The 12,528-nt window shown below is 68.2% G+C and carries 16 protein-coding genes; 2 read left to right on the top strand and 14 right to left on the bottom strand.

Annotated features, from left to right (window positions below; translation table 11 throughout):
- Positions 1 to 13: 13 nt before the first annotated feature.
- From ACIQTT_RS16515 to ACIQTT_RS16490, 6 genes are all read right to left on the bottom strand, one after another.
- The gene (locus ACIQTT_RS16515) at positions 14 to 931 is read right to left on the bottom strand and encodes a glutamate ABC transporter substrate-binding protein (protein WP_402792517.1); all 918 of its coding nucleotides are present in this window, start codon (positions 929 to 931) and stop codon (positions 14 to 16) included.
- Positions 932 to 973: 42 nt separating this feature from the next.
- The gene (locus ACIQTT_RS16510; RefSeq protein WP_402792514.1) at positions 974 to 1,720 is read right to left on the bottom strand and encodes an amino acid ABC transporter ATP-binding protein; all 747 of its coding nucleotides are present in this window, start codon (positions 1,718 to 1,720) and stop codon (positions 974 to 976) included.
- Between the two features lie 225 nt (positions 1,721 to 1,945).
- On the bottom strand, positions 1,946 to 2,923 hold the full coding sequence (locus tag ACIQTT_RS16505) for a TAXI family TRAP transporter solute-binding subunit (protein ID WP_402792511.1): 978 nt from the start codon (positions 2,921 to 2,923) through the stop codon (positions 1,946 to 1,948).
- Complete coding sequence (locus tag ACIQTT_RS16500) at positions 2,920 to 4,296, bottom strand: sensor histidine kinase (RefSeq protein WP_402792508.1); 1,377 nt, start codon at positions 4,294 to 4,296, stop codon at positions 2,920 to 2,922. Before ACIQTT_RS16500 ends, ACIQTT_RS16505 begins: the two co-directional genes overlap by 4 nt.
- Positions 4,297 to 4,299: 3 nt before the next feature.
- Complete coding sequence (locus ACIQTT_RS16495) at positions 4,300 to 4,971, bottom strand: response regulator transcription factor (protein WP_402792505.1); 672 nt, start codon at positions 4,969 to 4,971, stop codon at positions 4,300 to 4,302.
- Positions 4,972 to 5,023: 52 nt separating this feature from the next.
- Positions 5,024 to 5,836 (bottom strand): TrmH family RNA methyltransferase, encoded by an 813-nt coding sequence (locus tag ACIQTT_RS16490; RefSeq protein ID WP_402792502.1) that lies wholly within the window; start codon positions 5,834 to 5,836, stop codon positions 5,024 to 5,026.
- A gap of 81 nt (positions 5,837 to 5,917) precedes the next feature.
- Here ACIQTT_RS16490 and ACIQTT_RS16485 point away from each other — a divergent pair, with 81 nt between their 5' ends.
- Positions 5,918 to 6,370 (top strand): DUF2809 domain-containing protein, encoded by a 453-nt coding sequence (locus ACIQTT_RS16485; RefSeq protein ID WP_402792499.1) that lies wholly within the window; start codon positions 5,918 to 5,920, stop codon positions 6,368 to 6,370.
- A gap of 12 nt (positions 6,371 to 6,382) precedes the next feature.
- Here ACIQTT_RS16485 and rplT read toward each other — a convergent pair whose 3' ends face one another.
- The 3 genes from rplT to infC all read right to left on the bottom strand — a co-directional run bounded on the left by rplT (position 6,383) and on the right by infC (position 7,713).
- Complete coding sequence (gene rplT / locus ACIQTT_RS16480; protein ID WP_045252681.1) at positions 6,383 to 6,769, bottom strand: 50S ribosomal protein L20; 387 nt, start codon at positions 6,767 to 6,769, stop codon at positions 6,383 to 6,385.
- A gap of 31 nt (positions 6,770 to 6,800) precedes the next feature.
- The gene (gene rpmI / locus ACIQTT_RS16475; protein ID WP_116243323.1) at positions 6,801 to 6,995 is read right to left on the bottom strand and encodes a 50S ribosomal protein L35; all 195 of its coding nucleotides are present in this window, start codon (positions 6,993 to 6,995) and stop codon (positions 6,801 to 6,803) included.
- 73 nt (positions 6,996 to 7,068) lie between these two features.
- Positions 7,069 to 7,713, bottom strand: coding sequence for a translation initiation factor IF-3 (gene infC, locus ACIQTT_RS16470; RefSeq protein WP_402792585.1), 645 nt, complete (start codon positions 7,711 to 7,713; stop codon positions 7,069 to 7,071).
- A 231-nt stretch (positions 7,714 to 7,944) separates the two neighbouring features.
- Between infC and ACIQTT_RS16465 the strand changes: the two genes are divergently transcribed.
- Positions 7,945 to 8,343: a DUF1844 domain-containing protein gene (locus ACIQTT_RS16465; protein ID WP_402792492.1), complete on the top strand. Its 399-nt coding sequence runs from the start codon at positions 7,945 to 7,947 to the stop codon at positions 8,341 to 8,343.
- Positions 8,344 to 8,526: 183 nt separating this feature from the next.
- Here the strand turns inward: ACIQTT_RS16465 and ACIQTT_RS16460 are convergent, their stop codons facing one another.
- The 5 genes from ACIQTT_RS16460 to ACIQTT_RS16440 form a co-directional block, all read right to left on the bottom strand.
- Positions 8,527 to 9,354: an SseB family protein gene (locus ACIQTT_RS16460; protein WP_402792489.1), complete on the bottom strand. Its 828-nt coding sequence runs from the start codon at positions 9,352 to 9,354 to the stop codon at positions 8,527 to 8,529.
- Complete coding sequence (priA, locus tag ACIQTT_RS16455) at positions 9,338 to 10,084, bottom strand: bifunctional 1-(5-phosphoribosyl)-5-((5-phosphoribosylamino)methylideneamino)imidazole-4-carboxamide isomerase/phosphoribosylanthranilate isomerase PriA (protein ID WP_402792487.1); 747 nt, start codon at positions 10,082 to 10,084, stop codon at positions 9,338 to 9,340. Before priA ends, ACIQTT_RS16460 begins: the two co-directional genes overlap by 17 nt.
- 102 nt (positions 10,085 to 10,186) lie before the next feature.
- Positions 10,187 to 10,822, bottom strand: a complete 636-nt coding sequence (hisH, locus tag ACIQTT_RS16450; protein WP_402792484.1) for an imidazole glycerol phosphate synthase subunit HisH — start codon at positions 10,820 to 10,822, stop codon at positions 10,187 to 10,189.
- Entirely contained in the window at positions 10,819 to 11,436 is a 618-nt protein-coding gene (gene hisB / locus ACIQTT_RS16445; protein WP_402792481.1) for an imidazoleglycerol-phosphate dehydratase HisB, read from the bottom strand. Before hisB ends, hisH begins: the two co-directional genes overlap by 4 nt.
- Positions 11,433 to 12,518, bottom strand: coding sequence for a histidinol-phosphate transaminase (locus ACIQTT_RS16440; RefSeq protein WP_402792478.1), 1,086 nt, complete (start codon positions 12,516 to 12,518; stop codon positions 11,433 to 11,435). The genes hisB and ACIQTT_RS16440 overlap by 4 nt, the downstream gene beginning before the upstream one ends.
- Positions 12,519 to 12,528 lie beyond the last annotated feature (10 nt).

Genomic DNA, 12,528 nt, shown 5'->3' with positions numbered 1-12,528 from the left:
CGCCCCGCTCGGATCAGCTGATCGGGTCGACCTCGGGCTGGGTCGCCTTGACCCCGGAGGCTCCGAGGTTGTTCTCGAAGATCTGCTCCCAGACGTCGCCGCCGTCGGTCAGCTGCGTGTTGAAGTACTCGACGAGTGCCGTGTCGTCCTTCGCCACACCGATGCCGTAACGCTCCTCGCTGAAGGGCTCACCGACGACCTTAAGGTTGTCGGGGTCCTGAGCCGCGTAGCCGATGAGGATCGCCTCGTCGGTCGTGACGGCATCCACCTGACCGTTCTTGAGGTCCTCGACGCACTTGGAGTACGTGTCGTACTCCTTGGTGGGCACCTCGGGGTAGTTGGTGTTGATGTTCTGGATGGGCGTGGAGCCCGTGGCCGAACACACCGTCGTCGACGAGTCGAGGTCGTCGACGCTCTGGATGTCGCTGTCGGCGCCGACGAGGAGGCCCTGGCCCGTCACGAAGTACGGGCCGGCGAAGGAGATCTGCTCCTTGCGCTTGTCGGTGATGGAGTAGGTGCCGACGTAGTAGTCGATGTCACCGTTCACGATCGCCTGCTCGCGGTTCGCCGAGGCGATCGCCTGGAACTCGATATTCTCGGGGTCGACCCCGAGGGATGCGGCCATCCAGCGTGCGATGTCGACGTCGAAACCGGTGCGCTCACCCGTCACGGGGTCGAGGTAGCCGAGACCGGGCTGGTCCTCCTTGACGCCGACCTTGATCGTCCCGCTGGACGAGATCCGGTCGAACGTCGGGCTGCCCTCGAGGCTGACGTCTGTCGCCACCGTCCACGGCGTGCTGCTCGAGGCGTCGCCGCCGTCGTCGCCACCGCCGGTACCCGTGCTCGACGGGGTTCCGCTGTTGCAGGCGGTCAGCGCGAGCAGCGCCACCGCCGCGATTCCGATACCTGCCAGTGTCCGTGTGCGTCGCATGTGCGTCTCCTTCGTGTGCTGTGGGTGCAGGGTCTGGGGTGATCAGTGCGTGAGGAGCTTCGAGAGGAAGTCCTTGGCACGATCGCTCTTCGGATGGGTGAAGAACTCTTCGGGCGTGGCCTCTTCGACGATCCGACCGTCGGCCATGAAGACCACGCGGTCGGCCGCCTTGCGGGCGAAGCCCATCTCGTGGGTGACGACGATCATCGTCATGCCCTCGTGGGCCAGCTCGACCATGACGTCGAGCACCTCGTTGATCATCTCGGGGTCGAGCGCGCTGGTCGGCTCGTCGAAGAGCATGACCTTCGGATGCATCGCCAGCGCTCGCGCGATCGCGACGCGCTGCTGCTGCCCGCCCGAGAGCTGGGCCGGGAGCTTGGACGCCTGCTTGGCGACGCCCACGCGCTCGAGCAGTTCCATCGCCTCGCGCTCGGCGTCGGCCTTCTTGAGACCGCGCACCTTGATCGGGCCGAGGGTGACGTTCTCGAGGATCGTCAGGTGGGCGAACAGGTTGAACGACTGGAAGACCATGCCGACGTCGGCGCGAAGTTCGGCGAGGCCGCGTCCTTCGGCGGGCAGCGCCTTGCCGTCGATGCTGATCGACCCGCTGGTGATCGTCTCGAGGCGGTTGATGGTGCGGCACAGCGTCGACTTGCCCGAGCCGGACGGGCCGATCACGACGACGACCTCGCCGGCGTTCACGGTGAGGTCGATATCGGTCAGCGCCTGGAACTCGCCGTAGTGCTTCTGCACGTTGTCGACCACGACAAGGGCTTCACCAGTGGTCATCATTTCTCCAAACTCGCCAGGTCGTCGGCAGTGCTCGATCGGGGGTCGGCCCCGGTGGGTTCAGTCTTCGCGCCACCCGTCCCCACGGGCATCCGCGTTCATCGTCGAACGGTGCGCGACCGACCTCACGATCTCAGAGCACCCGAGCGCTGTCAGACTTCTTGAGGATTTCTTGAGGGTCGTAACAAGGGCGTTACGCAGCGGCCGCCGAGGGCCGTGGCGGTGTCATCCGCGCTGGTCGCGATAGAAATCCACGGCCCCGGGATGCAGTTCCACCGGCACGGTGAAGATCGCCTGACGGCGACTCAGAAGCGCCGCCGCTGGCACGTCCTCCGCCATCCGTGAACGCGCGTCGAAGAGCACGGTCAGCACGTCTCGCACGACCGCATCCGGAGTCGCTGTCGCCACGATCAGGTAGTTCGGAACGGCCATCGTCGGCACCGATCGGGCGATCCCATAGGCGCCCGCGGGGAAGTCCGAGGGGCGATAGGCATCCGAGTACCGCGCGTTGATGTCGTTCACCCAGTCCTGCTCGATCGGCAGCAACCGCAACGGCAGCGAACCCGAGAGGTTCTCGATGCCCGGCGTCGGCAATCCTCCGACCCAGAAGAATCCGTCGATCTCGCCGCTCTCGAGCGCGGCGATCGATTCGCGCAGATCGAGCTGCGGATTGCTCACCGCCCCGTCATCCACGCGGGCGGCGTCGAGGATGCGGGTGGCGATCACGTTGACGCCCGATCCGACGGCACCCAACGACACCGTCCTCCCGGCGAGATCCGTGATGGCGTCGATGTCGGAGTCCGCACGCACCACGACATGCACGTACTCGTCGTACAGGCGCGCGGCCGCCCGGATCGGGAGCGGCGCGTCGAAGGCACCGCGCCCGGCCACGGCGTCCGCCGCGGCATCGCCCTGCGCGAATCCGAGCAACGCCTCACCGGACGCCACCCGGCGCAGGTTGTCGACGGAGCCGTCCGTCTCCGTCACCTCCGCCGAGATGCCGAGCGTCGCCGCGAGTTCGTCCGCGAGGTGCCCGCCGTAGTCGAAGTACACACCGGTCGTGCCTCCACCGGCGATCACGGTCGTTCCCGCCGCCCACTCGGCCGCGCGCGCACTGCATCCGCTCGCGCCCACGACCACGACCATTGCGCAGATCGCTGCCGCGACACTGCGCACCAGCCGGAGCATCCGATCCCGGGTCATTCGAATCCCCCGTTCTCGAGCACGAGCGACACCAGGAGGCCGCCACCGTCCGGTGACGACACGACCAGCTCACCGCCGATCGACGCGAGCAGGTCGGTGGCGATCGCCAGTCCGAGCCCGGTGCCGGGGGTGTCGTCGCTGTCGGCGCTGCGCCAGAATCTGTCGGTGGCGTACTCCACCTGATCTCCGGCGAGGCCGGGTCCGTGATCACGCACGGTCAGACGACGACGTTCGCCGTCGTCCTCCACTCCCAGTTCGATCACCGAGCCCGTCGGCGAGAACTTCACCGCATTGTCGATCACCGCGTCGAGCGCGCTCTCGACGATCGTGCGATCGGTCACGCACATGACGATCCCCTCCCCCGTGCGCCGGAAGCGGATGCCACGGGGCCCGGCCACCTCGCGCCAGGCATCGCTGCGGCGTTCGACCAACGTGGTGAGGTCGACCGCGGAGAACATCGAATCGGCGCGACCGCTGCGGGCGAGATTCAGCATCGTCTCGAGGATCCGCGTCATCCGACGCCCCTCCTCGCGCGTCTCCGCGATGTCGTCCTTCCAGTCGTCGTCGAGTCCCGTCGCCAGGTGCTCGACGCGCAGCAGCAGGGCGTTGAGCGGATTGCGGAGCTCGTGGGAGGCGTTCAGCGCGAACTCCTGCTGACGGGCGAGGCTGCGCTCGATCTCCTCGGCCATGCCGTTGAAGACCCTCGTCATCCGCCTCAGCTCGGGCGGGCCGGTGTCCTCCGCGACCCGCGCATCCATCTCGCCGTGCTCGATCGCCACCATCGCATCGTCGAGCCGCCGCACGGGCGAGAGCACCCATCGGGCGAGCTGGAACACCAGGAGAACACCCAGAGAGATCGAGACGAGCGCGATCCCGATCAGGATCAGCAGTTGCTGCAGGATCGCCGTACGCGGAGCATCGACCTCGGCCGAGATCATCACCGCGCCGATCACATCGCCGTCGTCGAACACCGGCTCGACCATCGTGGCGTCCGAGATGATCCACGGGAAGAACGCTTCCGGCGCCTCGGCGCGGCGGCCGGAGAGCGCGAGTCTCACCTGCTCGGCCTCGTCCTCGGAGAGCACCTCCGGGTCCGGTTCGCTCGCCGCCCAGACGGACCCGGTGAGGTCGTAGACGGCGATCTCGATGCCGTACACCTCTTGGAATCTGCGGGCCTCTCCCTCGAAAACCCCGGCCGCATCCGAGCGGAGCGCCTGTCGTGCGGTCGTCGCGAAGTAGCCGAGGTCACCGATCTGCTCGGTGTAGACAGCCTGCTGGATACTGCGCGCGGCGCTCCATCCGGTCGCGCCGCCCAGGGAGAGCAGAATCGCGACCAGGGGCACCAGGAAGACGATCACCAGTCGCTTGCGCACCGGCTACGACCCCACGATCCGGTACCCGACACCGCGCACCGTCTCGATGACCCGGCGCGAACCCGTCTTCTTGCGGATGGCGCCGACGTGCACCTCGAGAGAATGACCGAAGCCCCGCCAGTCGGTGTTCCAGACCTCGCGGATGAGTCGATCCTTCGGGACCGCCACCCCGGGGTATCGGGCGAGCACGGCGACGATGTCGAACTCCTTCGGCGTGAGTTCGATCACCTCGTCGTCGACTCGGAGCTGCCGCGCCACGAGATCGATCGCGACCGCACCGCCATGGATCGCCACCACACCGTCCGACTCCGGGCGAACGGCACGCGAACGCCGCGTCACCGCTTCGATCCGGGCGAGGAGCTCGTGCACGTCATACGGCTTGACCACGAAGTCGTCGGCGCCGGCGCGCAGTCCTTTGATGCGCTCGGTGACCTGGCTGCGCGCCGTCACGACGACGATCGGCACGTCGGACCGGCCACGGATACGGCGGCACAGATCGATGCCGTCGACATCGGGCAGACCGAGGTCGAGGAGGACGACCTCGGTGTCGGCGCCCAGGAGATCCATCGCCGCTGCGCCGTCGGATGCCCGCACGGTCGCGTATCCCGAACGGGCGAGGAAGGCGTCGAGCGCCGCGGCGACGCGATCGTCGTCTTCCACGATCAGTATTCGCATGCGCTCCCCTCCTCTCTCCGTCGACGACGACGGACGGGCAGGTGCAAAAGTATCAGCCGACCGCCGCGGCGCGCTGCGCGAACGCGCTCTCGTACAGGCAGACGCTCGCCGCGGTCGCCAGGTTCAGCGACTCCGCCTTCCCGAAGATCGGCAGACGCAGAACGCGGTCGGCCAGCTCCAGGGCATCGTCCTCCAGACCTCGCGCCTCGTTCCCGAAGAGCCATCCGGTCGGCTCGGCGAGCACTCCCTCGGCACGCGCGGAGAGGAGGTCGTCGCCCTTCACATCCGCGGCGAGAATGCGCAGACCCGCTTCGTGAGCGCGGGTGATGACATCGTCGAGGTCACCGCCGACGGAGACCGGGAGGTGGAACAGGGAACCCGTCGTCGCACGCACGACCTTGGGGTTGTACGGGTCGACCGTGCGTCCGGTGAGGACGACGGCATCCGCTCCCGCAGCATCCGCGGCACGGATGATCGTTCCGAGATTGCCGGGATCGCGCACTTCCTGGCAGATGGCGACCAGCCGAGGGGATGCTGCGAACACGTCGCGCACCGACGTCGGCGTCTGCCGGACCACCGCGACCAGCCCCTGCGGGGTGACCGTGTCGGCCATCGCGTTCAGCACGTACTCCGTGACGTGCTCGACATCGATGCCGGCATCCATCGCCTGGGCGCGGATGTCGGGATGCCTCTCCCACCCGGCCGGGGTGGCGAAGAGTTCGACGAACGCCTCGGGCCGATAGGTCAACGCCTCCCGAACGGCCTGCGGCCCCTCGAGGAGGAAAAGCCCGGTCTCGGTGCGCGCGCTTCTCTTCGTCAGCTTGGCGACGGCTCGGACTCGGGGGGAGCGGGGGTTCTCCAGCACGATCACAGTCTAGGGAACACCTCCCTCGCGCCGAGCCATTGACGCGGGCGCAGTTCCAGGTTCGCTCGGTAGGGTGCGGACGTGGCGCCCGTGATCGCATCGTCCCGGCCGGAGCGGAATCGCCGCGCGGCTGCTGCCGCGTCGGCGGCGGTCGTGATCGGAGCGGGTTTCCTCGTCCACGGCACCGTGGAGGGACCGGCCGGGGACATCGCCGGGGACGCGCTGTACGCCGTGCTCGTCTACGGAATCCTCGTCTTTTGCTTCCCCCGAGCGCGCATCGGTGCGGTCGGGGCATCCGCGACCTTCTTCTGCGCCGCCATCGAGTTCGCGCAGCTCACCGGCATCCCCCGTGCGCTGGCCGAGGTCTTCCCTCCGTCCCGCCTCGTGCTGGGGTCGGGATTCGACCCCCGGGACCTGGTCGTCTACCTCTGCGCCGTCATCGCGACCGCATCGATCGACCTCGCCGTGCGCTCGGCGCGGACACCGCACCCGGAGAACACAGAAGGCGCCCTCCCGGAGGAGAGCGCCTTCTGAAGAGATCGCTGCTTATGCAGCCGACTTCGGAGCGTTGACGTCGGAGGGCAGAGCCTTCTTCGCCGTCTCGACGAGCGTCGTGAACGTCGCTGCATCGTTGACCGCGAGGTCGGCGAGCATACGACGGTCGACCGTCACACCCGCGAGACCGAGGCCCTGGATGAAGCGGTTGTACGTGATGCCGTTCTGGCGTGCCGCAGCGTTGATGCGCTGGATCCAGAGGCGGCGGAAGTCACCCTTGCGCTTGCGACGGTCCCGGTACGAGTAGACCAGGGAGTGGATGACCTGCTCCTTGGCCTTCCGGTAGAGGCGCGAACGCTGGCCGCGGTAACCGGAGGCGCGCTCGAGGATGACCCGGCGCTTCTTGTGGGCGTTTACCGCCCGCTTGACTCTTGCCATTTTCCTGTGTTCCTATCGTGCGTTCGGCGCGTCAGCGACCGAGAAGCTTGTTCGCGACCTTGGTGTCTGCCTTCGACAGAACCTGGTCCTGGTTGAGGCGACGGGTGCGACGGCTCGACTTGTGCTCGAGGTTGTGACGCATGCCAGCCTGCTGCTTCTTCAGCTTTCCGCTGCCGGTGATCTTGAAGCGCTTCTTCGCACCCGAATGGGTCTTCTGCTTCGGCATCTTCTCTTCCTTCGTATGGCGCCTTCTCAGGCGACGGTGTCAACCCGCGGTGCGGGAGTATGTGGGGCGGGTGTCACTCCGCGGCGGCCTCGGCCGGAGCGTCGGCCTTCGCCTCGCGTGCAGCCTGCTTGTTCGCGGCGCGCTGCGCGTCACGAACGGCGTTCTGCTCCTGCTTGGCCTCGGACTTGCTCTTCAGCGGCGCCACGACCATCACCATGTTTCGACCGTCGATGGTCGGGTTCGACTCGACGGTTCCGAGCTCCGCGACGTCCTCGGCGAACTTGCGCAGCAGACGCACGCCCTGCTCGGGACGCGACTGCTCACGGCCGCGGAACAGGATCATGGCCTTGACCTTGTCGCCGGCCTTCAGGAAGCCCTCGGCACGCTTGAGCTTGGTCGTGTAGTCGTGCGCCTCGATCTTCAGGCGGAAGCGGACCTCCTTGAGAACGGTGTTCGCCTGGTTGCGGCGAGCTTCCTTCTCCTTCTGGGCGGCTTCGTACTTGAACTTGCCGTAATCCATGATCTTGACCACGGGCGGCTTCGAGTTGGGTGCGACCTCGACGAGGTCGAGGTCGGCTTCCTGCGCAAGGCGCAGCGCCGCCTCGATGCGGACGACGCCGATCTGCTCACCCGCGGGGCCGACGAGGCGGACCTCGGGGACGCGGATGCGCTCATTGGTGCGGGGATCGCTGATGCGGAACTCCTTAGACGATGGGATTCGGCCACCGGGATGCTGTCAGCATTCCGGGCGAAATCAGAATCGTCCCCCACCCACCGGCATTCAGACGCCGGCTTCGCACCCTGGCGACCGCCCCGCTCTGCGAGCGGATCCGGTGGAGTGCAAGACCCGGTAGCCTGGAACGGCAAGCGCGGGTGGGAAGTGAATCCTCTTTCGTGCCGGAGCATGACGCTCCGGAGCCCGACAAAGTCTAACAGAAGGCAAGGCGAAGTGACGAACCAGGCATCCAACGAGGCTGACCACGAGCGCGAAGAGCGCTGGGCACGGCAGGAGGAGGCCGCGTCGTCCGCGACGCGCGACATCGCCGACGTCCCCGCCGTCGAGGTCATCACGACCGCCGCCGTGCACCTCATGAGTGCCGCCGCCGTGAAGCTCGGCCTCGCCGACGACCCGAACGCGCAGGACCAGCTCGACCTCGACGAGGCGCGCAAGCTCATCAATTCCCTCGCCGGTCTCATCACCGCCGGGGCTCCCGAGATCAGCGACATGCACGCCCGCTCCCTGCGCGACGGACTGCGGTCGCTCCAGCTCGCCTTCCGTGAGGCCTCCGTCATCCCCGACCCGATCGGCAAGGGGCCGGGCGAGAAATGGACGGGGCCGGTCAACTAGTTTCTCGGGGGGGCGAAGGGGCCGGGTGACCTCGGGGGCGGACTGCGCGATGCTGCCCTCTCTCGCAGAACGGGGACCCTCCCGCTTCGCGGGCCCCTCCCGATGCTCGTTCGGGAAGCATCGCTCCGCCCGCGCTCATCGTCGAACCGAAAGCAGTTGACGCGGTGAGCGAAGTAGCGAGGGTCAGGCGCTGCGGCGGAGTTTGACGGTGAGGGAGTCCGCGAGCACCGCGATGCGGTCGTCGGATGCCCAGCGCTGAGCGAGTCGCGCCAGGACGACGTCGAGCACCTCGCGCTCGAGACCGTCGACGAGTTCGAGGATCACGACCAGTTCGGGACCGCGCAGGCGCGAATCGGGGTCTCCGGGTGCGACCGCGACGTCGATCACGGCCATCTCATGCGCCACGCTCGCCTGCAGGGCCGCGAACACCTCGGGCGAGAGGAAGCTCGGCTCCCAGGCGTGCTCCTGCGCGATCGCCCACACCGCCGGGCGGCGGATCACGAACTCGGTCTCCGACGTCGGGTCGAGCACGATCAGATCGGTGTCGTCGGCGGATGCGGCGAGAGCCGCGCGAACGGCCTCGACGGGGATGGGCCGTGCCGAGGGATCCCACCGCTGCATCGCGTCCACCGAGGAGAACACGGGCTGCACGCGACGCCCGTCGGGAGCGGCGACCGTGACGATCGAGAGCTCCTGCGTCTTGTCGACGGCGAGCCCGCTCGGGGCGATGCCCTCCTCGCCCTTCTCGGCGACGAGCGGGATGAGCACGCGAGCGTGCCGGAAGGCGTCCACGACCTCGACCTGGCTGCCGGAGCCCGCGCGGAAGCTCAGCAGCGCGGCGAGCAGAGCAGGATCGGCAGAGCCGTCATCGGCGGCATGCTGGTTCGCCTCGAAACTGCGCCCCTCCCAGGGAACGCCGGCAGAATCGCCGCGGTTCGCCGAGTTCTGGTGGCCGTGCGAGTCGTGGTCGTGCGGGCCGTGCCCGCAGGCGTCGTCAGTCGCCGGCGACATCCAGCGCCTCAGCCAGGGTGAACGCCCCGGCGTACAGGGCCTTGCCCACGATGGCACCCTCGACTCCGAGCGGAACCAGCTCGCGCAGCGCGGCGATGTCGTCGAGGCTCGAGATGCCGCCCGAGGCGACGACGGGCTTCGGGGTGCGAGCGGCGACCTCGCGCAGGAGCTCGAGGTTCGGGCCGCGCAGCGTGCCGTCCTTGGTCACATCGGTGAGCACGTAACGGCTGCATCCGGCATCCTCGAGGCGGTCGAGCACCTCCCAGAGGTCCCCGCCCTCCTTCGTCCAGCCGCGTGCGGCGAGCGTCGTCCCGCGCACGTCGAGACCGACGGCGATGGCCTCGCCGTAACGGCCGATCACATCCGCCGCCCACTCGGGGTTCTCCAGAGCGGCCGTGCCGAGGTTGATGCGGGTCGCTCCGCTCTCGAGAGCCGCTTCGAGCGTCGCATCGTCGCGGATGCCACCCGAGAGCTCGATGTTGACACCGCGGTACTGCTTGATCACCTTGCGCAGGATCGGCGCGTTGCTACCCCGACCGAACGCCGCATCGAGGTCGACCAGGTGGATCCACTGAGCGCCCTGCGAGACCCACTCGCCGGCGGCATCCAACGGATCGCCGTAGCTGGTCTCCGTGCCGGCTTCCCCCTGCGTGAGGCGCACGGCCTTGCCACCGGCGACATCGACCGCGGGGAGCAGCGTGAGGGAGGGAGACTGTGCGAAGTCGTTCATGACGTCCTTGGTGTCGGGGCTCGGCGCCCGCGGCGGGCACGAGATTCGAGGGTACTCTGCGGCTGGTCGAGCCTCAAAATGCGTGACGCCGGGCGGCGCCCCTCAGAGGCTCCGGGTCCAGTTTCGCAGGAGACGGATGCCCGCCTCCCCCGACTTCTCAGGGTGGAACTGGGTCGCGGTGAGCGGGCCGTTCTCGACCGCGGCCAGGAACGGGTCACCGTAGGTCGTCCACGTGAGCACCGGCTGCGGGAACGGCGGGATGACGTCGAGTTCCCAGGTCTGCGCCGCGTAGGAGTGCACGAAGTAGAAGCGTTCGTCCTCGATGCCGTCGAACAGGATGCTGTCGGGTCCCGGCGACACCGTGTTCCACCCCATGTGCGGGAGGACCGAGGCGTTGAGCTCGGTGACCGCTCCCGGCCACTCTCCCAGCCCCTCGGTGTTCTGCCCGCGTTCGACACCGCGCTCGAAGAGCACCTGCATCCCGACGCAGATGCCCATGACCGGGCGTCCACCGGCGAGCCGACGATCGATGATGTCGTCTCCGCCGTGCGCGTGCAGGGCGTCACGAACCGCGGCGAACGCGCCGACACCGGGAACGAGCAGCCCATCGGCCTCGAGCGCCTCGGTGCGATCACGGGTGAGGACGGCATCCGCACCGGCGGCGACCAGCGCCTTCACCGCGGAGTGGACATTGCCGGACTCGTAGTCGAAGACGGCGACGCGGGGCGTGCGGGTCACAGCGCGCCCTTGGTCGACGGGATGCCGTCGACCAGCGGGTCGAGCGCCTTGGCCTGACGGAACGCGCGCGCGAAGGCCTTGTACTCCGCCTCGGCGATGTGGTGCGGGTCACGACCGCCCAGCACGCGCACGTGAACGGTGAGTGCCGCGTTGAAGGCGATCGCCTCGAAGGTGTGCCGGACGAGCGAACCCGTGAAGTGGCCACCGATGAGGTGCTGCTCGAAGCCCGCCGGCTCGCCCTCGTGCACGAGGTACGGGCGACCCGAGATGTCGACGACCGCCTGGGCGAGTGCCTCGTCGAGGGGCACGAGTGCATCGCCGTAGCGCGAGATGCCCGCCTTGTCGCCGAGTGCCTCGCCGATCGCCTGGCCGAGAACGATCGAGATGTCTTCCACCGTGTGGTGCGCATCGATGTGCGTGTCGCCCGAGGCGCGCACCGTCAGATCCGTGAGCGAGTGCTTGGCGAAGGCCGTGAGCATGTGGTCGAAGAAGGGAACCGAGGTGTCGATGCGGCTGGCGCCGGTGCCATCGAGGTTCAGCTCGAGCTCGACGGTGGACTCCGACGTGCTGCGCACGCGACGCGCGAGGCGCGGGGTCGGGATGGGGGTGCTCATGAGGCCGATTCTATCGAGGCGAGCGCATCGAGGAACGCCGTGGTCTCGGCCTCGGTGCCCGCGGTGACGCGCAGGTGACCGGGGATCCCGACGTCTCGGATGAGCACGCCCTGGTCGTAGAGACGCTGCCACGTGGCCTTCGGGTCGGCGACACCGCCGAACAGGACGAAGTTCGACCAGGACTCGTGAGGCGTGTACCCGAGAGCCTCGAGCGTCGCCGTGATCCGATCGCGCTGCGCGACGATCTCCTCGACCATGCCCAGCATGACGTCGGAGTTACGAAGCGCCGCCACCGCAGCCGCCTGGGTGAGCGCGCTCAGGTGGTAAGGCAGCCGAACCAGGCGCAGGGCGTCGATGAACGCAGGGTCGGCAGCCAGGTATCCCACCCGCGCCCCGGCGAAGGAGAACGCCTTGCTCATCGTGCGCGAGACCGCGAGGCGCGGGCGCCCCTCCAACAGGGTGAGCGCCGAGGGCGCATCATGCGGAGCGAACTCCTGATAAGCCTCGTCGACCACGACCACTCCGCGCGTCGCGGCGTACACGGCCTCGACGACGTCGAGTCCGAGCGGCGTTCCGGTCGGATTGTTCGGCGAGCACAGCAGCACCACGTCGGGATCGACGTGCTCGATCTGCGCGACCGCCTCTTCGGGCGTGATCGTGTAGTCGGGCTGGCGCTCCCCCGCCACCCACCGTGCCCCCGTGCCCTGCGCGAGCAGCGGGTACATCGAGTAGGTCGGCGCGAAACCGAAGACCGTCCGACCCGGACCGGCGAAGGCCTGGAGGATGTGCTGGAGCACTTCGTTCGATCCGTTGCCCGCCCAGATCTGCGAGGCGTCGAGGCCGTGACCGAGGTACTGCGCGAAGCCTTCGCGGAGAGCGGTGAACTCACGGTCGGGGTAGCGATTCACATCGCGGAGCGCGACGGCGATGTCGTCGAGGATGTCGCTCGCCACGGCATCCGGCACGGGATGCGTGTTCTCGTTGACGTTCAGAGCGATCGGGAGCGGCGCCTGAGGTGCCCCATACGGGGTGAGCCCCCGGAGATCGTCGCGGAGAGGGAGATCATCGAGCGAAGAAGTCACCACTCCATGC

Source organism: Microbacterium sp. NPDC090225 (genome assembly GCF_044772365.1).
Classification (GTDB): Bacteria; Actinomycetota; Actinomycetes; order Actinomycetales; family Microbacteriaceae; genus Microbacterium.
This window is presented reverse-complemented; position numbering and strand designations above follow the sequence as displayed.